This is a genomic window from Anaerolineales bacterium (assembly GCA_003105035.1).
Classification (GTDB): domain Bacteria; phylum Chloroflexota; class Anaerolineae; order Anaerolineales; family UBA4823; genus FEB-25.
Window position 1 is genome coordinate 51629 of the sequence record PQAL01000003.1, and the last position, 23137, is coordinate 74765.

21 protein-coding genes are annotated in these 23137 nt (G+C 51.2%); 15 read left to right on the top strand and 6 right to left on the bottom strand.

Features of this window, described 5'->3' with window-relative positions; translation table 11 throughout:
* Positions 1-274: 274 nt before the first annotated feature.
* The 5 genes from C3F13_01520 to C3F13_01540 are packed head-to-tail and all read right to left on the bottom strand — an operon-like array spanning position 275 to position 6379.
* A complete protein-coding gene (locus tag C3F13_01520) occupies positions 275-1381 on the bottom strand; it encodes a lactate dehydrogenase (GenBank protein PWB56244.1) in 1107 nt (368 codons plus the stop codon).
* 20 nt (positions 1382-1401) lie between these two features.
* Positions 1402-2784: a glycolate oxidase subunit GlcD gene (locus C3F13_01525; protein ID PWB56245.1), complete on the bottom strand. Its 1383-nt coding sequence runs from the start codon at positions 2782-2784 to the stop codon at positions 1402-1404.
* Positions 2774-4057, bottom strand: coding sequence for a (Fe-S)-binding protein (locus C3F13_01530; GenBank protein PWB56246.1), 1284 nt, complete (start codon positions 4055-4057; stop codon positions 2774-2776). The genes C3F13_01525 and C3F13_01530 overlap by 11 nt, the downstream gene beginning before the upstream one ends.
* A gap of 25 nt (positions 4058-4082) precedes the next feature.
* Positions 4083-5072: a hypothetical protein gene (locus tag C3F13_01535; GenBank protein PWB56247.1), complete on the bottom strand. Its 990-nt coding sequence runs from the start codon at positions 5070-5072 to the stop codon at positions 4083-4085.
* The gene (locus C3F13_01540) at positions 5072-6379 is read right to left on the bottom strand and encodes a hypothetical protein (protein ID PWB56248.1); all 1308 of its coding nucleotides are present in this window, start codon (positions 6377-6379) and stop codon (positions 5072-5074) included. Before C3F13_01540 ends, C3F13_01535 begins: the two co-directional genes overlap by 1 nt.
* Positions 6380-6675: 296 nt before the next feature.
* On the opposite strand from C3F13_01540, the gene C3F13_01545 reads away from it, so the two are divergent.
* The 13 genes from C3F13_01545 (at position 6676) to rbsC (ending at position 19506) form a co-directional block, all read left to right on the top strand.
* Positions 6676-7488 carry an IclR family transcriptional regulator gene (locus C3F13_01545; protein PWB56249.1) on the top strand — a complete coding sequence of 271 codons (813 nt, stop codon included), beginning with the start codon at positions 6676-6678 and terminating at the stop codon, positions 7486-7488.
* Positions 7489-7494: 6 nt separating this feature from the next.
* Positions 7495-7860, top strand: a complete 366-nt coding sequence (locus C3F13_01550; protein ID PWB56250.1) for a hypothetical protein — start codon at positions 7495-7497, stop codon at positions 7858-7860.
* A gap of 32 nt (positions 7861-7892) precedes the next feature.
* Entirely contained in the window at positions 7893-8807 is a 915-nt protein-coding gene (locus C3F13_01555; protein ID PWB56251.1) for a peptidase, read from the top strand.
* 45 nt (positions 8808-8852) lie between these two features.
* Positions 8853-9818 carry a creatinine amidohydrolase gene (locus tag C3F13_01560; GenBank protein ID PWB56252.1) on the top strand — a complete coding sequence of 322 codons (966 nt, stop codon included), beginning with the start codon at positions 8853-8855 and terminating at the stop codon, positions 9816-9818.
* Between the two features lie 51 nt (positions 9819-9869).
* Entirely contained in the window at positions 9870-11582 is a 1713-nt protein-coding gene (locus C3F13_01565; GenBank protein ID PWB56253.1) for an aldehyde ferredoxin oxidoreductase, read from the top strand.
* Between the two features lie 7 nt (positions 11583-11589).
* Positions 11590-11814 (top strand): hypothetical protein, encoded by a 225-nt coding sequence (locus tag C3F13_01570; protein PWB56254.1) that lies wholly within the window; start codon positions 11590-11592, stop codon positions 11812-11814.
* Between the two features lie 50 nt (positions 11815-11864).
* Entirely contained in the window at positions 11865-12593 is a 729-nt protein-coding gene (locus C3F13_01575; protein ID PWB56255.1) for an ABC transporter ATP-binding protein, read from the top strand.
* Positions 12586-13287 (top strand): ABC transporter ATP-binding protein, encoded by a 702-nt coding sequence (locus C3F13_01580; GenBank protein ID PWB56256.1) that lies wholly within the window; start codon positions 12586-12588, stop codon positions 13285-13287. The genes C3F13_01575 and C3F13_01580 overlap by 8 nt, the downstream gene beginning before the upstream one ends.
* A gap of 26 nt (positions 13288-13313) precedes the next feature.
* Complete coding sequence (locus C3F13_01585; GenBank protein ID PWB56257.1) at positions 13314-14195, top strand: branched-chain amino acid ABC transporter permease; 882 nt, start codon at positions 13314-13316, stop codon at positions 14193-14195.
* A gap of 3 nt (positions 14196-14198) precedes the next feature.
* Entirely contained in the window at positions 14199-15158 is a 960-nt protein-coding gene (locus C3F13_01590) for a hypothetical protein (GenBank protein ID PWB56258.1), read from the top strand.
* Between the two features lie 127 nt (positions 15159-15285).
* On the top strand, positions 15286-17457 hold the full coding sequence (locus C3F13_01595) for a hypothetical protein (GenBank protein PWB56259.1): 2172 nt from the start codon (positions 15286-15288) through the stop codon (positions 17455-17457).
* Positions 17458-17631: 174 nt separating this feature from the next.
* Positions 17632-18414, top strand: a complete 783-nt coding sequence (locus tag C3F13_01600) for an ABC transporter ATP-binding protein (protein ID PWB56260.1) — start codon at positions 17632-17634, stop codon at positions 18412-18414.
* Between the two features lie 81 nt (positions 18415-18495).
* The gene (gene rbsC, locus C3F13_01605) at positions 18496-19506 is read left to right on the top strand and encodes a ribose ABC transporter permease (GenBank protein ID PWB56261.1); all 1011 of its coding nucleotides are present in this window, start codon (positions 18496-18498) and stop codon (positions 19504-19506) included.
* A 67-nt stretch (positions 19507-19573) separates the two neighbouring features.
* Here the strand turns inward: rbsC and C3F13_01610 are convergent, their stop codons facing one another.
* Positions 19574-20485, bottom strand: a complete 912-nt coding sequence (locus tag C3F13_01610; protein ID PWB56262.1) for a hypothetical protein — start codon at positions 20483-20485, stop codon at positions 19574-19576.
* Positions 20486-20588: 103 nt separating this feature from the next.
* Here C3F13_01610 and C3F13_01615 point away from each other — a divergent pair, with 103 nt between their 5' ends.
* Together C3F13_01615 and C3F13_01620 are read left to right on the top strand one after the other, a co-directional pair.
* A complete protein-coding gene (locus C3F13_01615; GenBank protein ID PWB56263.1) occupies positions 20589-21473 on the top strand; it encodes an alpha/beta hydrolase in 885 nt (294 codons plus the stop codon).
* Positions 21474-21839: 366 nt separating this feature from the next.
* Positions 21840-23063, top strand: a complete 1224-nt coding sequence (locus C3F13_01620; GenBank protein PWB56264.1) for a hypothetical protein — start codon at positions 21840-21842, stop codon at positions 23061-23063.
* Positions 23064-23137: the final 74 nt, after the last annotated feature.

Below are 23137 nucleotides of genomic sequence, written 5' to 3' on the forward strand. Positions count from 1 at the left end.
GGTTATCGATGGTGTTGCATGCGTAGCAACCGTCCCGCATCCCGTTGTACCAAATGCCAGGAATAGCGATATGGTAATTGTTGCCAAATAAAAAAAACACTTTTGATATAGATTTTTCATTTTATCCTCGTTTTAATTTTGTTTAATCGCATTTAGCGTTATCAAAGGCGCAGTTGAATATCGCCCTTATTTCGATATAAACCTTAATTATTTATCTATGGATAGATATGGGCTTCCTGATCAGAAACTCATAATGCCACTGGTGTGATTAAGATCAAAATCCCAGGACATACTCACCGATGTCTAGATCCTTTTGTAATGTTTGCAGTGCTTTTTGCACTCCCGGTGTGATCTCGATCCCTTCTGCCTGGTTATGTAAAGTGTTGTAATATTCCTTCTCCCCTGCTGTATAGATGCGCGGCTGGTCGGAGACTTTGCGTGACGCACGCAGCTCGCGCATCATATTACCGGTGCTGTGTTTGAATTCGTTCAATGGGACGAAGTTTTCTACATTGATCGCCAGGAAAAAGTGCCCGATACGCAGAAATTGGGTTTTCCCTTCGTGATCCTTATCATGCAGCATGGAAAGATAAGCCCCGCTCTGGAAAGCGGCTGAGAAGATCTCGACGAAGGTTGATAATCCGTAGCCTTTATGCCCTCCCATCGCTTCACCCGATCCTCCCAGGGGAAGTAAAGCTACCTGGTTGGCATTCATATTGGCAATGATCTGGCTGCTCTCAGTTACTGAATTGCCCTGGGCATCGATCACCCAGCCTTCGGGAATAGGTTTACCAGCACGGGCAGCGACCTCGATCTTACCCCGCGGGATGACCGATGTGGCCGCGTCGTACATATACGGAAATTCTTCATCGGTGGGGGCTGCCACCGCGATCGGGTTGGTCCCCAGCATCGGCTCCGTTCCAAAGGTGGGAGCGGTAGATGGGTGGGCATTGGTTACACTCAGCCCAACCTGGCCTTCCTTCACAGCCATTAGCGGGTAGTAACCTGCCACACCGTAGTGGCTGGAGTTGCGCACTGCCACGGCACCTAGGCCATATTGTTTGGCTTTTTGGATAGCGATGCGCATCGCCTGTGTTCCCACCACCATCCCCATCCCGTTACCCCCATCGACCACTGCCGTGGTTGGGCTTTCTTTGACTACTTTCCAATTCGTTAGCGGAAGCTGAAGGCCAGCCTTGATCCGTTCGTGGTACATCTTTAGATGGGCCACACCATGCGACCGTACCCCCCATAGGTCAGAGGTGATCAACACGTCTGCAATGATCGTGGCGTCTTCTGTGGGAATCCCCATTTTCTCCAGGGCTAAGATCATGAATCGGATTAAGTCCTTAACTGGTACGCGCACGTTTTCCTCTGTCATTGCATTCTCCTAATCTATTTTCACTCTGGGAACATCTTCCCCGGATTCAGGATATTCAGTGGATCCAAGGCAGTTTTGATCTTTCTTTGAACATCAATAGATGCCTGGCCTAAGGCATGCTCCAAGTAAGGTCGTTTGAGCAGGCCGACGCCATGTTCACCCGAGAGCGTGCCGCCCAGGCTCAATGAAGCCATGAAGATCTCCGGGACCATCTGCTCTACTTTTGCCCACTGCTCAGGGTCGCGCTTATCGAACAGGATGTTCGGGTGCAGGTTGCCATCGCCAGCATGTCCAAAGATCACCACCGGCAAACCGTATTTCTCGCTGATAGCCCGTATTCGCCGGATAATCTCCGGGATGGCGCTGCGCGGCACGGTAATATCTTCACCTAGTTTGTTGGGGGCCCGTCGAGCCAGTGAGGGGGAGATGGACCGCCGCGCCTTCCACAGGCTGGTTCGCTCTGCTTCCGATTTAGCCGTCCTTACCTTCACTGCTCCGTTTTCCTGGCAGAGCTTGTCACAGGCGTCGATTTCCCGCAGCACTGTGCTTTCATCGTTCCCATCTGTCTCAATGATCAAGGATGCCTCGATCTCGGTGTTCAAACCCAGGTGCATGGCTTCTTCGATACAGCAGATGGCAGTCTGGTCCATCAGCTCCAGGCTGGCGGGCACGATCCCTGCTGCCAGGATGGCTGTGACAGTCTGGGAGGCATCATCCAACGCAGCGAACTCCGCCAGGGCGGTCTTAGCGAAGCGCGGTTTGGTGATCAGCCTGACCAGTACTTCCGTTATGATCCCCAGCGTTCCTTCCGAGCCGGTGAAAAGTCCGTTCAGGTCATACCCTGTGACATCTTTGATGGGTTTTCCGCCTGTTCGCAAGATCCTCCCATCTGCCAGCACGATAGTAAGTCCCAGTACGTAATCACCGGTCAAACCGTATTTCAAGCAGCGTGGACCACCCGCGTTACAAGCCACGTTGCCTCCGATCGATGAGTGGCGGATACTGGAGGGATCGGGAGGATAAAATAACCCCAGCTTCTCCACCGCTGCTTGCAGGTCAGCAGTCACAACCCCAGCTTCAACCCTGGCAGTTGAATTTTCCAGGTCGATCTCGAGGATATGGTTCATGCGCGTCAGGCTCAGGGCAATAGATCCACTGGGGAGCGGCACGGATGCTGCAGCCAGCCCCGATCCCAATCCACGCGGCACGATCGGGGTGTGCCTGGTGGCAGCGATTTTGACCACCTGGCTGACCTGCTCAGTCGTCTCCGGCAGCACCACCACCTCTGGGGTACCTTCCAAGAAGGTCCCATCGTAACTGTATGCGGCCAGGTCTTCGGGAGTGGATAACACACCCTTCTTCCCGACCGAACGGATTAAGTCGTCGATTAGATCATGCTGCATTGTCTGTCCTGTAAGCTTCATCCAGTAACATGATGGGGTGGGTTACCCTGAGGTTCAATCCTCGCCGCCTGACCGCAGAATTCAGCTGCATCTGGCAGCCCGGGCAGCCTGAGGCGACTACCTGGGCACCGGTAGCAACCAGGTTGTCTAGCTTGCGCTCCATCACTTTCACAGAAGTCTGATAATGGGTGATCAGCTGGCTACCCGCCGAGCCGCAGCACCAATCGGCTTCAGGCAGCTCGACGAATTCCAACCCATCCACTAGCGAAAGTAAATAACGCGGCTGCTGCCACACTTTTTGCCCCCGCCGCAGGTGGCAGGGATCATGGTAGGTCAGGCGCGCTTGGAGTCTTTCTGTGGGTTTTTCAAGGGGGATGTCTGCCAGGAATTCGCTCACATCGCGTACTTTGGCACTGAAAGCCTGCGCTCGCGCTTCCCAGCCGGCTTCGTCTTGCAGCAGAACGACATAATCCTTCAGCGTCGATCCGCAGGTGGCGCAATCAGTCACAATGACCTCCACCCCGCTCTTTTCATATAGCTCAATATTATGCTTGGCTTGTTGCCGCACCAGGTCGAGACGCCCATATCCCCGGGCTGGCATGCCGCAGCATTGTACTTCCCTGGGCGTGATCACCGTACAGCCATTGCGCGCCAATACTCGCACGGTGGCTTTGCTCTCATCCGGGTAAAGCAGGTTCTGCACACAGCCTAAAAAGAAACCCACCCGGTATCGGCTTTGCCCCAGCGCCTCGGTGACTTCCGGCAAGGACTGCCTTAATGGGCGTCGAGGGAGGTGTGGCAACATGGCTTCCAGGTCACGCACCTTTTCAGGGAGTAGTCGACCCACACCTAGTTGATAGAATAATTTACGCAATCCTGAACGTTCATATATCCGTAGTGGCAGGGTGGCTGTTTCCATTCTCCCCGGATTTGGAATCATGCCGCCGAATAGCAACTGCTTCCAGCCAGTCCGCCTGGTTTGTTCACCCACATAGCGCATCGCCAGGACCAGTTCGGCTGGCCGGATCCCCACGGGGCAGATTTCATTGCATGCCAAGCACGCGAAGCAGGCATTCATTTGCTCCAACAGGTTGGTTGTTAGCTTAAGCTCACCTTCCAGGCTCTTGCGCGCTAGAACCACCCGGCCGCGTGGGCTGGCAGGTTCAGAGAGATGCTCCCGGTAGGTCGGGCAGACAGCCAGGCACAATCCACAGCGGATGCAGTTCAAGTATTCAGTTTCTCTTGGTCTTTCGACCTCTGGGATGGCATCCATTGGGTAAAAAAACGTTGGTATATTCCTAGGACCAACCAGAGGCGTCTAGGATGACCTTAAGGATTTTGTCGTCATGCTGTTCGTACAATGTGAATGCCCTGGCAGCTTCCTGGATTGGGATGCGATGGCTCACCAGCCATGCCAGCTCAGCATGATGTGCCAGGTAGAGCTCACTCGCCCGGCTCAGGTAGTCGCTCCAGTCGGGGGTGACCACAGCTACAAGTACGGCGTTCTTGCGAAAGAAGACCTCATATTCAATGGGGTAGACTGGCTGGTCTGGGACGCCGAAGCACAGGACGGTGCCTTGCTTACTCACCAGGTCAAGGCAGTCATTCAAGGTTTGCGTCTGGTGACCAACCGCTTCGATGCATATATCGAAGAGCAGCAGCTCTTTTTCTTCCTGGCGCAAGGTATGCACTGCTTGACCACTACGCAACGCGATCGTCTGGTTTGCGCCTAATCTTTCTGCTACCTTGCATCGAGAAGGGATGGGATCGATACCAGTGATCGACGCTGCCCCGCGTTTCTTGAGTAGCCAGCAGAAGAACAAACCAATTGACCCTAGACCCACAACGGCCACTGATTTTCCCTGCAGCTCACCGAGCTGGTCGACCGCATTCAAAACTGTCGATAGTGGTTGGATCAAGCAACTGTCATCACATTGAGCCAGAGCTTCAGGCAGGTGGATCGCTTTACTGGCCAAGGCGGTGTAGTATTCAGCCAGTCCCTGGTCGCCCTCGGGGATGGCCAGAACGATCTCGCCCGGCTTGAACAAACCTGACTGGCTCTCGACCACCTCCCCCACACTCTCATGGATGGGGTTACCCACTGGGAGTGGGAATTGGATATAGCGTTTGTTTCCGTTGAAAAATGAGATATCACTCCCGCATAACGATAGCCAGCGGGTCTTAATCAGCAACTGTTCGGATGGACCAGGAACCAAGGTCGGAATCGGTACTTCCAGTTTTTCGAAAATCCGCGGCCGGACCAACTGCAAGGCTTTCATCATAGGCATTATCCGTTCACCTTTTCAACCACTGGTAATGTGAGCAGTGCATGCGGAACAATTAGAACCTTGCATACAGAGCCGAGTTCACCAACAGCCATCGCCAGGGCGGTATCCATTGAAGCTGCAGGTGTCATCTTGCAGTCCGCAACCAGCTCGGGGCACTCACTGCCCACGATGATCACCCGGTTGTGTTCCAGCACTTTGGCAAGCACGAAGGCCCGTTGCTGGCCAGGTGGGTAGCCATGCTGCCTCGCATCTTCCAGGATCGATAGGACATCTGCTGCTTCTTTCATAGCCTTCCAGAAGCGCTGCTCGCCCACACCTATTCCAGCTCCTTCTTCACAGCGTGCCGGAATGATATACATCCCTCCAGGACAGGCCACCGGAGTTGGAGCGAAATATAAATATGAAGGGGCTCGGCTGGCCTGGTAGATATTGGAATCTTTTGGATATCCCACACCCCCAATCACAATGTCATATTGGTAAGGGATGCTTACCTCATAAACCGATCTGGCAAATGCTACCAGCTCCCGGTAAGCCAGTATAGGGTCGCCCGCTTTCACCATCAGGATATGTTTTTCATCATCCAGAACGACATTCACAATGAAGCGCAGACCTGCTCGTCGAGCTGCTTCAGTAACAGCCTCCTGAAACGGGTTCCCGTCAATCTTCCCCAAGCGGGTACATGGGTCATCAACGAAGGCAGGCCCGTGGGTGTGGGCAATCAGGGCTTCACCTGCTGCACCCACTGCTAGGGTCTTGCTCCCACCAGAATAACCGGCATACTGGTGCGGCTCAACTATCCCTGTAGCGATCAGCAAGTCTGCCTCGATCGCTGCCCGGTTTGCCTGCACGGGTACTCCTGCCGGGGTTATCCCTAGATCTACCAGCATATTCAGGTTCTGCGGCTCATTGTCGATAACCCGGTAGCGGTTGACGATCTCTGCCCCTAGCTTGGCAACCTTTTCGGTCGGTGTGGATGGACGGTGCATTCCTGTCCCGCACAGCAGCGTCACATCCTCATCATGTACGCCGGCAGCTTCCAACTGGCGTAGGATGGGGGGAACCAGCAGGTGATCCGGGCTGGCTCGGGTCGTATCCGTGAACACGATACAGGCTTTCATGCCTGGCTTGGCAAGCTGTATCAGTGGGGGAGAGCCGACGGGAAAGTCCAGCGCTTCCTGGATGGCTGCTTGTGGATCAGCAAGAATTCCCTTGTCCTGGGAGACAGCCACATCTACATGGAACCCTGCGGGCAGGCTGAACTCAAGAAAGGATTTGCTGTATGGAACCCGATAAAGTCGATCAGTCATTCGGCATCAATTTTATCCGATGAATGGATTTATATAAATCTGAACAACTATCGTAAAGCTTATTCAGTAGTTTCACCTGATGAAATTAAGTTTCATTATAGGATAGCATTTCAAAGGAGTTGCGTCAAGTTACAAATATCATACCGCGCGAATGCAAAAGCATGACAGCTTAATGGAGTTCCACACTATGAAATTAGTTGACATCAGGTGAAACTTCTGCTATACTAATTTGTGAAACTCAGTTCTATTACACGAAACTCAGTTGTTTGTAAATCAAATTAATCGGAGAATGCTGCTTGCCTCAAGCGGTGCGTGCTGTTGAAAGAGCCCTCGATATCCTTCTGTGCTTCAGAACGGATCGCTCCAGCCTTTCCCTGACCGAGATCGCCGAGCAGGTGGGCATGAACAAGAGCACCATCCACCGCCTGCTTGCTACCCTTGAAAGCAAGCACTTTATCATCAGGGATAAAGCGACCGGGATGTATCAGCTGGGTTACCTATTTGTCGAGCTGGCCTCGATCATCCTGCAGGATCTCGATCTCCGCCAATTAGCCAAACCGTACCTCCAGCAGCTATCTGATCGGAGCGGTGAAACAGTCGACCTGGCGATACTCAGCGATGGCCATGTAGTCTACTTGCAGGTGATCGAAAGCACCCAGCGAGTCAAGATTGCCGCCGCTGTTGGAGAACGGCTGCCCGCGACTTGCACTGCCACCGGGAAGGCTTTTCTTGCCTATCTACCCGAGAGCCAGGTTCGTCAGATCCTCGATCAGGATTCAACCAGGTACACCGAAAGAACACTGACTTCACTGGAAAAATTGCTAGCAAATTTACGCGAGACCCGCACTCGCGGGTTTTCAATTTCAGAGCAGGAATATGAAATCGAGATCAATGCTGTCGCGGCCCCGATCATGGATGCCAATGGTTCCCCGGTAGCGGTGATAGCCATCGTTGGGCCTTCTTACCGCATGCCCCCTGAGCGGTTGCAGAGCCTTGGACAACTATTGAAGGAAACCACCGATGCTCTCTCCCGGGAAGTGGGGCAGGCTACCTTGCCAACCATATTATCGAATATCAATTACTCATCCACTAACGTAAATAACCTATAGAAAGGCATGATGATGGAGAAATTACCGTTTGTCAAAGCTGCAGAAGTTGAAGGTGAATATCGCCTCCCACCGCGTGTCTCCAAGCTATTGTTGGCGCCCAAATTTGGTGGGGTCCAAAATGTATCCATGGGGATGAACATCACAGAAGTTGGCAGCATGATACCCGACCATGTCCATGACGAATCTGAAGAAGTCTTATTTCTCATCAGCGGACGGGCAAAGATTGTCATCGAGGGAGAAGGTGAGTGGGAGATCGGTCCTGAAACTGCCTTCTATTCACCGCTCGGTAAGAAACATCGTGTTGAAAACATTGGCGACGAGCCGCTCAAACTGGTCTGGGTATATTGCCCTCCGTTGCCTAATCATCGCTAATAAATATCAAATACTTATAAGGAGTAAATGCTATGTTTGAAGAAACCCGTGAATATGTAAAGACTCTTGGATTACCCACAGGTGACCTGTATGATATGCCGTCTTCACCGCACCGTTTCCCAGATGGGGCAGCCTTCCGGATCGAGGTCCCTACGATCAACTCAGCTGAAGCGGTTGGGTCCTTACTCGAAACTGCTTGTAAAAACGGCATCACCATCAACCGTGTTACCGAGACCTACGGTATGTTCCGCCATACGCGCGAGGAGATCAAGGAGTACTGCAAGCTGTGCCATGACTACGGTGCCGAGCTACTGATGTCCACCGGGCCGCGTGCCACCTATGACACGGGTGCCACAGTGCTTTCACCCCAGGGCGTACGCATCAGCTACCGACTGCGCGGGATGGACCAGGTCCTCAGGGGTGTTGAGGATATCAAGCGTGGCTATGACCTGGGTGTGCGTGGCTTCCTTATCTACGATGAGGGCATGTTGTGGCTGGTGGGTCAGATGCGTAAGGATGGTGCATTGCCGAAGGATATCGTTTTCAAGACTTCTGCCCACCTTGGGCAGTGCAACCCCTGCTCGTTCAGGCTCCTAGAAAGTTTGGGCGCCGACAGCATCAACCCGGTGCGCGACCTGCAGATCCCAATGATCGCCGCGTTACGTGCGGCAGTGAAGGTACCCCTGGATGTTCATACCGATAATCCCCCTGGCTCAGGTGGTTTCATCCGTGTCTACGAAGCCCCCGAGATCGTCCGTGTGGCTGCACCCGTGCATTGCAAAACCGGTAACTCCTGCGTCAGTGGGCATGGAGAAATGACATCATGTGCCGAGGGAAAGAGAATGGCTGACCAGGCGAGCATTGTAGTCGAGATGGTCAATAAATATTACCCAGAATTTAAACAATCTCCCACACGATGCAGCGACCTGCATATCCCAGAGGTTTAGTCTCACACGAGTACATGATCATATTACCAGAAAAGAGGCGACATTATGGGTAGCTGGCAAATCCCTCCTGAGTGTGGACACATGGAACGTTCCTCTGGCGTTTACTACCAGACCATGAACATGACCGAGATCAATACTCGGCTCAAGAATAACGATCTGATCATCATCCCAGTAGGCAGCACTGAATGTCATGGTGCGGCCCAGCCGCTGGGAGAAGACACGTTCCTTGTGTCGCGTATGGCCGAGCAGGTGGCGCTGAAAACTGGCTGTACCGTGGCCGAACCGGTATGGTATGGCTCGCATCCCTATAACCACCTGGGAATGCCCGGGACAATTGTGGTCCCGGAAGATGCATTCTTAGCCAACCTGCGGGCTATCATTGCAGGATTATGGAATACTGGCTTCCGCAAGCAAATCTTCTTAAACGGTCATGGCCAGGAGGAAGTCATTCCCCTGGCATTGCACCAGTTTGCCAAGAAATACCAGGTGCCCTGTATCCTCATCTCGCTTCACTGGCCAACCGTGATCCACGACTTCCTGAAGGATAAAGCCCATGGCGGTCCATTTGATACACCATTCCAGCATGCCTGCGAAGTTGAAGCCTCATATTCCCTGGCATTGTTCCCCGAATTTATGCAAATGGATCTGGCCGTGGATACCAAACCAGAAGGATTCCTGCCTCCAGGCTATGTGGATAAAGGCGGTGAGGTGTACCACGCTCCCATCAAGGGCCACGAACACGTTGGATTGGGTGGGACCGAGGTGCAGGTTTATCCTGAGGGCGTAATTGGCCGACCGACCCTGGCTGATGCAGAAAAAGCCAAACCTGGTATTGAAGCTTGCATGGATTTCATGGTCAAGCTGATCGACGATATCCTGGTCCGTTTCCCTGCTGGAGAGCTGCCTCCGACAGAGAAAGTGACCCAGCGGGACAAAGAAGAGATTGATGCCTTACTGAAGGGCCCGTTGAATGGTGGTAAGCATATCTACACAGTAGCTTATCCACCGTAAACCGTTTTTTGATGAGCATTTTGGCATAGATTGTATACTCGAGGATTGGTTATGAGATTATTGAGGGTAAATATGGATCAGGCAACAGTAAGCTGGGAAGCAGCGCCTCCAGTTTATGAGCGCTTGGGAGGCCGCGCCCTGATCGCCAGACTATTGCTTGAAGAGGTGCCTCCCACCCGTGAAGCCTTAGGGCCATATAATAAGCTGATCTTTGCTCCAGGCTTATTGGGCGGTTGTGGGGTAACAGCTGCGGGACGCCTGTCGGTGGGAGGAAAAAGCCCACTCACCCGAGGCACAAAAGAAGCCAACGCAGGCGGCACTGCGGGAGATTACCTTGGAAGATGGGAGATCAAGGCAGTTGTCGTCGAACGCAAGGCACCTGTGGGGCACTGGTTCATCTTGCATATCCACGGAGATTCTGCAGAATTGATCCCAGCCGATGACGTACTTGGTTTGGGCACATATGCTACCTCAGATTTGCTCCAGGAACGTTATGGTGAAGGCTGTGCGGTCATCTCGATTGGCCAGGCTGGCGAGATGTTCTTGAGAGGTGCAGGTATCTGCGTGACCGGAGAGGGTGGTCAGCGTAGCAACCATGCTGCCCGTGGTGGTCTGGGAGCCGTGATGGGCAGCAAGGGACTGAAAGCCATCGTGATCGATAAGCCGGTTGGTAAGATTATCCCTGCCGCTGATGGCAACTTGCTACGCACAGCTACCAAGACCTTCGCCCAAAAACTGATCAATGACCCCAAGCTGGGCACACAAGGCTCGCAGCATCTTTATGGAACAGCTTCGATTGTTGCTGCTGTTAATGAGATGGGTTCCTTCCCAACCCGAAACTTCAGCAACGGTAATTTCGAAGCTGCTGAAACATTGCGCGGTGAATACCTGCGCGAAGTTATCCTGCAGCGTGGAGGCCAAGTTGGTACACGCTGTATGCCGGGGTGTGTAATCGCTTGTCGGAATGTCTATGTTGATGAAGCTAAAGTACCGATTGTTGGCACCTTGCAATATGAGACTATTGCACTTTTAGGTTCTAACCTTGGTCTTGGTAATCTCGATGAGGTTGCCAGGCTGAACCGCATGTGCAACGATTTTGGCCTGGATACGATCGAGACTGGGGCTGCCTTGGGCGTCGCAATCGAAGCAGGTTATGGGAAGTTCGGTGATTTTGAATCAATCCAAACGTTGTTAATGCAAGTGGGCGAAGGGACGGTTCTTGGCCGGTTGATCGGCAACGGCGCAGTTGTGACCGGTCAGGTGCTCGGCATCCGGCGTGTTCCCGCGGCAGTTGGCCAGGCAATACCGGGCTACGACCCGCGCAGCCTCAAGGGCAATGGCGTCACTTATGCCACCTCACCCCAGGGTGCCGACCATACGGCTGGGAACGCCTTCGGGGCCCGTAAAGAAGTCAACCCACTGGGCATCGAAGGCCAGAAAGCTCTCTCGCTCAAGCTGCAGATTATCGCTGCCATGCTGGATAGCACCGGACTGTGCCTGTTTGCCAGACCGCCCATCATCGCCAACCCCCAACTCATGGTGGATATGGTCAATGGCCGTTACGGCTGGGGCTGGACGGTGGATGACTATAACCGGTTCAATCGTGAGGTCTTGCGCACCGAGCTTGAGTTTAATCGCCGCTCAGGTCTGACTGCTGCTGATTACCGCATCCCTGAGTTCATGCATACTGAGCCACTGCCGCCTCATCAAGCCACTTTTGATGTGCCGGATGCAGACCTCGACACGGTGTTTGATACTCTTTAGGTGAGACGTGAAATTATCCGTTGAGCTCTTCGGCCAACTCTCTCCTCTTTCTCCTCGGCGGCAGACCCTGGACGTGGCAGACTCTGCCACAGTCCAGGATGCCGTCAGTCTCTTGGGATTGAATCCAGGAGAGATTGGCTTGATCACCATCAATGGCGTACAAAGTGAGCTGCGTGATCAGATACCCGCTGATTGTCGCTTGTGTTTCTTTCCATATTTATCCGGTGGATAAGGAGTTGAAGATTTGTTAGTGTTAGTGCACATACTTGATTAAGGAGAAGCATGCGCATCCTGACTGTCGAACAACTTTGTAAGAATTTTGGTGGTTTGAAAGCCATTTGTAATCTTGATTTTCATGTCGATGAAGGCGAGATCTTAGGCATCATCGGCCCGAATGGCTCTGGCAAGACCACTGTACTCAACCTAATCACGGGTTTCCTGAAACCCAACTCCGGCAAGATCACTTTCCGGGGGGAAGATATCACCGGTCAGCCGCGCTATAAGATCAACCAAAAAGGTATTGCCCGCACCTTCCAGCTGTGCAAGCCATTCCTCGATTTCACTGCTCAGCAAAATGTGATGGTGGGCAGGATGTACGGTCAGGATCCATGTGCGAATATGAAAACTGCCGCCAACGAGTCGGATGAGATTCTCGATAGGGTTGGTTTACTCAACAAATCTTGCATTTTAGTGAAAGATCTGCGAGTGATGGAGCGCAAAAGGTTGGAATTAGCCAGGGCCTTGGCGACCAAGCCCACCTTGCTGCTCCTGGATGAGCTCATGGCTGGGTTAAACCTGGCCGAAGCCGACGAAGTCTGCCAGCTCATTTCAGCCATCCGTGAATCGAACATCACAATCATCATGGTCGAGCATATTGTCAAGGCGGTAACTTGCATCTCCAACCGCATCCTGGTCTTAAACATGGGCGAGCTGATTGCCCAAGGACCTCCAGAAGAGGTGGTCAACCAGCCCAATGTGATCGAAGTTTACCTGGGGAAAGCCCATGCTTAAAATCGAAAATATGGATGTTTTTTATAAGGAGCTCCAGGCACTGTGGGGCATCACCCTTGAAGTGAACCAAGGCGAGATCGTGGCTCTCATTGGACCCAATGGCGCCGGTAAAACCACGACATTGAATGCTATTAGTGGATTGCTGCAACCCGCTGCTGGTCAAATTCGCTTTCACGAACAGTCCATCGGGAAACTGCCAGCTCATAAAATTGTGGAATTGGGGATCTCCCAGGTGCCTGAAACGGGAAAGATTTTTACCGGGATGAGTGTTTACGAAAACCTCGAGCTAGGCGCCTTTATCCCCAGCGCCCGTAAGCTAAAAGCTGAGAGTGTAAAAACAGTTTACGAGATCTTTCCACGCCTTTACGAGCGGCGTGAGCAGATGGCAGGTACCTTGAGCGGCGGAGAGCGCCAGATGCTCGCCATTGGCCGAGCGCTGATGTCTTCGCCGAAGCTGCTGATGCTGGATGAGCCATCTTTTGGCCTGGCGCCGATTATGGTGCAGCAAATGTTTAGCATGATCGAAAAAATTAACCAGATGGGTGTCACCATCCTGCTCGTTGAGCAAAACATCCAGGCTGCCCTCGACCTGGCAGATCGAGCCTACCTGCTCGAGAACGGGCGGATCGTGGGCCAGGGTAGTGTCAATGACCTGTTGTCATTTGAGTCAGTACGTAGTTCTTATCTTGGTTAGGTGAAAGGCAAGCGGAGGCGTTCTCAATGCTTACTCCTTTAGCACAAACTCTCGTGTTCGGGATCCTGGTGGGAGCACTGTATGGGCTGGTCGCCCTGGGGCTTTCGCTGGTTTTTGGGGTCACCAAGCTACTCAATGTCGCCCATGGCGAGCTGCTCATGATCGGTGGGTTTGCTAGTTTTTGGGCATTCTCGCTCCTGGGGATCAACCCATACCTGACCATCCCGATCAGCATGGTCGTACTGTTTTTGTTAGGCGCGGTCTTGTACAAGCTGATCTTTTCACGTACGGTCAAGCTGCCTGAAGAATCAAAAATTAAAAATACCCTGCTGGTTGCCTTCGGACTCTCAATCATCCTGCAGAACCTGGCCTTGAAATTTTGGACGGCCGATGAGCGGGCCATCTCCACCCCGATCCTCCGCACTGCCATCAAGGTTGCTGGCATTCGCCTGCCATATGCCCGCCTGGCTAACTTGCTGATTGCGGTATTTTTCTTGGTGGTCTTACAACTCTTCCTGCGCAAGACGTACATCGGAAAGGCCATTCGAGCCACAGTGCAGAACTGGGAAGCCGCTTCCCTGATGGGTATTAATATTCAACGGGTCTACTTGCTGGCCTTTGCCATCGGAGCATCCTTAGCGGGTGTGGCAGGCACTTTGGTAGCTATCAATTTTTCGATCCAACCTAACATGGGTCTCACCTGGACCCTCAAAGCGCTGATTGTCATGGTTCTGGGAGGCCTGGGAAGTATCCCAGGTACATTTATCGGTGGGCTGGTATTGGGGCTGACCGAGTCAGCCACCTCCTTCTTCATAAACAGTAATTACCGTGAGATAGCCGGCCTGGTCCTGTTTCTACTGGTTTTGATTTTCAGGCCACAGGGCTTGATGGGAGCCAAGGAGACCTAGCCCATGAATAAAAAACGCCTCCTTGTCCTGGTTTTATCCATCGCAGCCATAATCACCCTGGCATTGCTCCCGCTGGTCATCACCTCCGACAGCACGATCAACCTGGTTATTTTGGTCCTTCTGTACATGGCCCTTGCCTCAAGCTGGAATATCCTCGGCGGGTACACCGGGCAAACCAACCTTGGTCATGCGGCTTTTTTTGGCACCGGTTCGCTCATCACCCGCCTGTTGTGGATCGGCGGTATGCCATTCTTCGGCGCCTTTCTGCTCGGAGGTCTGGGGGCGGTTGCCCTGGCAATGTTGATCGGTGTCCCAGCCTTCAAGCTGCGCGGGGTGTACTTTGCCATCGGCACCCTGGCCCTGGCGCAGATCCTCAACCTGACCGTCAGCAATATTTTCCCCGAGATGTCGTTCAACCCGAACATCACCGATTACCAGCTGCTGCCCCGGTACTACCTGTTCCTGGCATTAACCGTCGGCACGATCTGCGTGGCTTATCTGCTGGTCAATTCAAAATGGGGGCTTGGGATGATGGCCGTTCGCGAAGGTGAAGATGCGGCTGAATCCCTGGGCATCAGTGCCCTGAGGCACAAGCTTTTAGCCCTGGCTGCCAGCGCCTTCCTGGCTGGACTGGTCGGTGGCGCCTTTGCATACTACCATGTGAGTTACTACCTGAATATGCCCTTCGGTCCGGAGTGGACCTTTGATCCGATGATGATGGCCTACATTGGTGGCACAGGCACCATCATCGGCCCGATCATTGGCTCGATCTTCTTCGTGGGTCTTAAGCAGCTACTGGTATGGAACGTCGGCGAATACCATTTGATCATCTTCGGTACCTTGTTCATCCTGATCGTCCTGTTCCTTCCAGGTGGATTGGTTGAGCTATGGAAGAAAACCCAGTCTTACCTTCGCCGTGGTCCTGGGCAGAGGAAGAAGAAAGCCACTGTCCAGGTTGCCTGAGAAATTGAGCATTAATCATGAGACTCGCTAAAGAAAGGAGCTGATATTGACTTCATAAAAAAATCCTTAGCATAATATTATTAAGGTCGGATAACATAAATAATAATTCTAACGAGGAGAACGAAACATGAAGAAAATTATGTCAATGGTTGCAGTCATTGTCCTGCTTAGCCTCCTGCTCAGCAGCTGTGCACAAACTGCAACGCCGGTTGTCACCACGGCACCTGAACCCACCACGGCGCCCGCCCAACCAGCCACTGGCTCTATTGAAGGCAAGAAAGTATGCTACCTCATCCCCGAATCCGGGAATGCCTTCCTGTCTGGCCTCACCCAGGGCGTTAAGGATAAATTCGCCGCTGATGGAGTCGAGGTGCAGATCTTCGGCGCTGAAGGAAATGCCACCACCCAGTACAACCAGATCGAGACCTGCATATCCCAGAAGGTGGCTGGTATGATCATCATGGCTGCTCTTGAACCCGATGCGGTGGCTGCTGCGGTTGAAGAAGCCAAGGCTGCTGGCATTAAGGTCATGGGCGTGCCGGTCGATAAGCAAGGTCCGTACGATGCCATCATGCATACCGATCAAAAAGAGATCGGCATAAAGATGGCCACCATGGCTTGCGACTGGATCAACACCACCTATCCGGATGCTGCAGACAAAAGCGTTGAAGTCGCCATTATCAGCACCAAGGGAACTGAAAATCTCAGGCTGCGCACCGAAGGCATGGAAACCATCGATACTGCTTGCGCCAAAGCCAAGCTGGTCCAGTTTGTGGACGTTCCTGAGACCACCATTGCAGAGGCAGTCACCGCCACAGAGAATATCTTCACAGCTAATCCGAATACCAAGGTGATCCTCGTCGCCGGTGATTCAGGCGCCCAGGGCGCAGCTCAGGCGATCGAAGCTTACGCACCAAATAATCTCGACCAATATGCCGTCTACTCTGGTGACGTCAGCCCCGATACCCAGGAAAAGCTCCCCACATGTGAAGCAGGTGCCTATCGTGGTGCCGTCGCCATTGGCGGAAGCCTGGACGACTTGATCAGCAGCACTTACTCGATCATGAAGGGCATGATCAGTGGTACGGACTACCCCAAGGAAACCCTCGATCCATTGACCACCTTCGTATGTGCGCCAACCGCTGCTGCTAAACCGACTGCACCGGAGTTCATCGAGATCGGTGCTTCCATCCCGCTGACCGGTAAATTCGGCTCTCTGGGCAGCCAGGTAAAGGTCGGTTATGACTACGCCATCGATGCGATCAATGCCAACGGTGGTGTGTATGTCGAAGAATACGGTGTCAAGATCCCCCTGCGCCTGACCGCCTATGACGATGAGTCTGACCCCACCAAGGCCGTCAGCAACCTTGAAAAAGTCTTCTCTGAGCAAAACGTGGTTGCCTATCTGGGTGGCGCGGCAAGTGGTATGCACGCCGCAACAACCGCCATTGCTGAAAAGAACCAGGTGCCATATTGCGGTGTGTCTTTTGCCTGGTGGAATATCCACCAACGTGGGTACAAGTACCTGTTCTCACCCTTCCCCAAGAGCCCTGACCAGGCTCGGGATGTTTACGCCGCCCTCAATCAGATGATCCCCGCTGATCAACGACCTACCAAGGTCGCCATCTTCCAGGAGAAGACGGACTGGGGCAACGAGTTGGGTGGCTTGTTCAAAGCAGACGCCAAGCCTGCTGGCTATGATGTGGTGTACTACGCAGAATATGCCCCAGGGACAACCGATTTCTCCACTATGATCCTGGATGCCCAGACGGCTGGGGCTGAGATTCTGCTAGGCATGCCCAGCACTCCCGACGGTATTGCCATCATGAAACAACTCAGCGAGCTTGGTTGGACGCCGAAATTCACCATGCTTGTCAGGGCACCGGATGCGGCAACCTGGGGCGAATCCCTTGGTACAGTCGGTGATTACGTCACCATGTTCCCCGGCTGGCACAATGCCGAGAACTTCCCAGGCGTGGCAGAGATCAATACCAGGCATCAGACGGACTTCGGCCGGCCTGCAGACGTGTTGGTTGGACCAGCCTATTCTTGTGTCCAGCTTTTCGCCGATGCTATCGAGCGTGCTGGCGCATTGGACCGCGATGCGATCCGCAATGCTATGGCAGACTCCGATATGATGACTGTCATCGGCCCGGTGACATTCAATGCGGATGGTACCGGTAATGTCTTGAACCCGATGACCCAATGGCTGAATGGGAAGATGGAGCTCGTTTGGACTTCCGATGGTCAAAAGTCTGCAGATTTTGGCTTCCCTGCTCCAGAATTTGATCAAAGGTAGTTTATTCACCCGAGACTAATGAATTAATAAAATCTGGCGATGACTCGTTGTTATGTAGCGTCATCGCCAGATTTCCTCAAAGTTACACATCCCAAACTGCTTGTTGGTGTTTTGAAACTAGCAAGAAAAGATTGGTAAAGCAAATATCAGCACAACGTTCTGAGGTCAGAGATTATGGAATACGCGGTTGAGATGAAAGGCATCTGCAAAAGCTTTGGGGGCATCCAGGCGCTGAAGAGCGTCGATCTGGAGCTCCAATCCGGTGAGATCATGGGAATTGTCGGTGACAATGGCGCTGGCAAATCCACACTGATGAAAATCCTCTCCGGGGCATATCAGGCTGATAAGGGTGAAATCTGTATTTTTGGAGAGCCAGCTCATATCCAGAATCCCATGGATGCATTCAAGCTCGGGATAAGTATGATTTACCAGGATTTGGCTTTATTTAATAACCTGGATGTCGCCAGCAATATCTTCGCTGGAAGAGAACTAGCCCGCGGCCCGCTTGGAATGACCCTGAATAAAAAAGCCATGTACAGGCGCGCCGAAGAACTGATCAAAGATCTGCGGGTGGATATCAAGTCTCCGAAATTGAACATCGCCAGGATGTCTGGTGGGCAGCGCCAGATGGTAGCCTGTGCACGAGCGATTGCCTTTCAGTCGAAGATCATGATATTAGATGAGCCAACCGCCGCTTTGGGAGTTACAGAAGCCAATAAATTATTAGGCCTTATTAAAAATCTGAAAAATCTGGGCTTGTCTATATTACTCATCACCCAGCGAATCCCTGATATCCTGGCTATTGCCGATCGCGTTTTCGTACTAAAGGGTGGGGTGAGGCAGGATATCCTGAATGTCAGCAATACAACCTTGGATGATGTTGTAACCCTCATCGTAAAAGGAAAAGAAAACAGGGTCGAACTCGCTGAGGATATTGAATACAAGTCTTTCGGGTAACTGCTGCGTTTGTTGTAAGCATGATGAATTAACGGTTTAGATGCCGGAGATTATCAAGTAAAGGAGCACAGTAATCAAGTAATGAACAGCCATCCATCGTTCATCAAGAAATTGTTCGCCGGCTTTGGAAGGTTTGCCGTCAATTACACCCCATTATTGATCTTATTGTTGGCTGTAGTGATTTTTTCCTTTATCGCGCCAAATTTCCTTACCGTCGGTAATTTCAGGTTAATGCTGCGGCAAATGTCTTTCGTGACCATCACCGCAGTTGGCTTAATGTTTGTGATGGTTGGGGGAGGGATCGATCTTTCCGTTGGCTCCCAGATCATCCTTACCAATATTGTCCTTTCGCTCATGATATCAAGCACATATGGCTACTCGATCAACCCCTTGATCGCAATTCCGGTTTGCATTGCCCTGGCAACCCTATTAGGGACCGCAAATGGGATTCTAAGCAACATCCTTAAAGTCCACCCACTGATCATCACCTTAGGCACAGCTTTCATTTACAAAGGGCTGGGTTACATTATTGCTGGCGGGCGTAATATCGATGGATTGCCCGACTCATTCCGTATTTATGGGCAGGGTTACGTAGGCCCAGTTCCGGTTCCGATCATCATTATGATCTTTGTTGCAATCATTGGCGCCTATTTTTTACACAACACGAATTTTGGAAGCCGGGTTTATGCGATGGGAGGTAACCAGGAAGCCGCTCGCCTGGTTGGGATAAATATCAAGCAGAAAAAAGTTATTGTGTTTGCGATTTGCGGTTTTGCCGCTGGGATTACTGCTGTGGTCTTGCTTTCGAGGGTTTTCAATGGGCAGGTGACTACTGGTTCAGGTATCGAGTTTGATGCCTTAACTGCAGCACTCCTGGGTGGCGTCAGCTTTACAGGTGGAGAAGGGACAATTTTAGGGCTTATCACCGGGGTCATGATCATCGCTGTGCTGAATAATGGCATGCAGCTTTTCGGTCTCCAGGATTTCTATCAAAACCTAATCAAAGGCGCATTATTGCTGGCTGCCGTCGGTTTTGATGAATACCAGAAAAGCAGGCGGGCGAAGGAGATTATCGTAAACGCTACAGCATAAAAACAATACGCGCTTCCTACCACTCATACAAAGTAAGAGGCACCTCGGTCTATAGTTTAAATTCACTTCATATTAATTCCGAAATATTCTTAGACTTTCTATTTTCTGTCACTTGCTTCATAAAGTCTAGAAAAATCATCGCTGATTTTGGAAATTGCCTGTTTTTTAGGTGCACGAGGACAATATTGCAGGCGATATCTTCCTCCAAGGGGATAGCAAGAACTCCGGGATGGTGGTAGTATTCGAAAATTTTCACTGGCATCAGGGCAAGCCCAATATTTGTTTCTACCAGGCTGAGCACGCTAACTTTGCGATGGCTCGAGTAGAAAATTGTTGGTTCAAACCCTGCCTTCCCGCATTCCTCCATGATCAATTTGTGTAATTCTGTTACCCGGTCAAAGACGATGAAATTATCATTGACCAGTTCTTTTATGGATATGGTTGAGCGGTTTGCATACCGGTTGTTTTTTGAAACTGCCACCAGAAGATGGTCTTTGCAAATTTCCAGACTTTCAAATAACTCATTATCTAGATAATTATGACGTGTAAATGCAAGATCATAGCGTCGCTCCACCAGGGCTGGAATAATATTCAGCCCATCAATCTCCTCGAGGCTGAAGCGGATGTATGGATTCGCGTCACTGAATTGGGCAATCGAGGTGGCGATTCCATATTGAGGCAATATGGGAATGGCGGCGATAGAGAAAGTATCCACTGCTGATTTGTAACCATCCAATTCAACCAGCATGGCATTATTGTCGGCATTTAGCTTTCGCGCATGCCTTAGGAAGGCTTCTCCAGCTTCTGTAAGCGATACTCTTCGTTTACTGCGATTGAATAGAGTGACCGCTAATTCCTTTTCAAGGGCGATGATCATTTTTGAAAGTGAGGATTGGGAAATGAAATGTTCATCCGCCGCTGCTGAAAAACTGCCGGTGTCTACAATGGATAGAAAATACTGAATTTGACGGATTTCCATCGATCAGGCTCGAGACCTATTCCATTTATGAATAGATTGTAACATAGAATGAATTGATGTTTCATACTATGCAAGCGTATGATATAGCTATAGGAAAGAATTCATGACAATAAAAGATGAGGCTTGGATCCCCTTCCCACGTGCGGATGTCTCACATATCATCCGAAAGTGGCTGGACGTGGCGTATGCCAACATTTCTCCGTCTCAAATGCTGGATATTTACTTGCCAGATGACGGCGAGGGGCCCTTTCCTGTCATATTGTTCATTCACGGTGGAGGATTTGCTCTCGGAGATAAAACCGATTACCCTGTTTCAACTTTCTTGAAAGGGCTACATCGCGGTTTTGCTGTGGTTAGTGTGAATTACCGATTAAGCGGTGAAGCTATATTTCCTGCTGGGTTGCAGGATATTAAATCGGCGATCCGCTGGCTGAGGGCGAACAGTACCGTATATCATCTGGATGGAAATCGTATTGCCGCGTGTGGCGGCTCATCAGGTGGAAATTATGCTGCAATGGTGTGCTTAACCGCCAATGTTCCGACTTTCGATGATCTCAGCCTGGGTAATCCAGAATTCCCGTGCAGTGTCCAGGCAGCAGTGGACTGGTTTGGGCCGACAGATTTTCTAAAAATCGATGAACAACTTTCTGAAAGCGGTTTTGGTCCAGCAAACCATGGCGAAGCCGATTCTCCTGAATCCATGTATCTGGGAGCTAGGCTTTCGGATGTGCCGCTAAAAGTTGAGCTGGCCAATCCAATGACATTCATACATAAGCACATGCCCCCCTTACTGATCCAACACGGAAGATTGGATACGTTGGTTCCAGTACAGCAGTCCATAATTTTTGCCGAAAAATTAGCCAAGTATGTCAGTCATGATCGCTATGAGTTTGATATTCTTGAAGGGGCTGGGCATGGCGATCCGTTGTTTGATTCAGATGAAAATATGCGGCGTGTGTTTTCATTTCTTGACAGGTACCTGAAATAAATGACTTATTAGCTTTACTTTAGGCAAATCTATGACGAATTCAGCCTGCTATCCATCCGCGATAATTATCCAGAAGAGTAAGTATAGGATGAGAGATAAAATACCTGGCAAACAAGAAGGCTGACAAAAAATATAAAGAACAGGCCTATGTAGGAGTGCGCTTGTTTGTCGGCTTAAATGCTGGCCGGGCTCAATCTCATGCAATAAATATCGATGAAAATGAAACAGTAAATGATTTGAAAAGGAGGAGAATCAGCTAAATAAAGCAATTCCAATACCCCAAAAAGAATGAGTGAGGTTTTGTGTTTTTTCTAAATCCATATTGATCGATACTAGTTTGTCTGGTTCCTTAAAGGAGAGGATAAGATGAAAAAACAAGTATTTATAATTGCTTCGGCTCTACTGATCATTGGCGTGCTGGTAACTGCCTGCCAATCTCAAGCTACACCTACTACAGTCGTCACACCAGAAGTTGTGGCGCCTGCCCCCACCGATACGGAGGCCGCGGCTTCGGTCCCTGTCGAGCCAGCCAAGAAACCTCTGCTAGTTGTCAGTCTGCCTGCCCTGGATAACCCACTCATGCTTGCCTTCCAGGATGCTTTCACGAAAACTTTCGGGGACAAGTATGATGTCCAGGTATCTAGTGCTGATGGGAATGCAAACACCCAGGCTACCCAAATTGAGAACTATACTGCGATGAAACCGGCTTACATGTTTGTAATGGCGGTGGAACCGACCAGCCTGGTACCCAAGCTGACTGCGGCGCGTGATGCTGGTGTAAAGGTCCTATTCGCTGGAGGTGATCCTGGCGATGAGAATGCCTATGATTCAGTGATGAAGATGAACCAATTTCTATCGGGTGAGTACGCAGCATTGATGGCTAAACAATGGGTAGACACAACCTATCCTGATGCTGCTCCGGGCTCGATTGAGACTGCCATCTTCGAATCAACCCTCAATCCTGAAGCGGTTGCTCGCTCGCAAGGATTGAAGATGATCAGCGAACCTTACTTAAAAAATGAGAATGGTGAGTATATCGATGCTACTGGGGCAGTGGTTGATGAAGCAAATAAAGTTGAGAATCCAGCCTACAGCCCTGCTGTTAAAGTTGTACAAACTGTACAAGCTGAAATGTTCCAGGCTGGTCAAACAGCCATGCAGAATATCCTCACCACCAATCCGAATGTGAAGCTGGTCTTGGCTTATGCGGGAGATGGTGGTATGGGTGCCTCGCAGGCTATCATGGATGAGTATGCCAAGGGTCCAGGTACCTCAGTTATCGATGATCTAAATAAAGTCGGTATCTTCAGTGTAGGGATGATCGGAGCGGAAGGCCCTGCAGTGGCTGACTCCTCAACTGGTAAAGGCGTGTTCCGTGGAACTATTCGGTTTGGAGGGGATCTGATCGGCAGAACTATGGAATATGCCGGTAAAATGCTCAATGGTGAAGATTATCCCAAGATTGTATGGGATGCGCTCGATATGGTCACAGCCCAAAATGGCCAGTTAATGTACGTGCCGGTCGAGAGTGCCACAGTGCTTACAGCCCCGACTACTGAACCTCAACCTCTAGTTCTTCCAGGACCATAAACTAGATCTGATTAGTTCCACTAAAAGCTTGATTAATAGCCATAAATTGATGACTACTCACGTGATAAAACCCT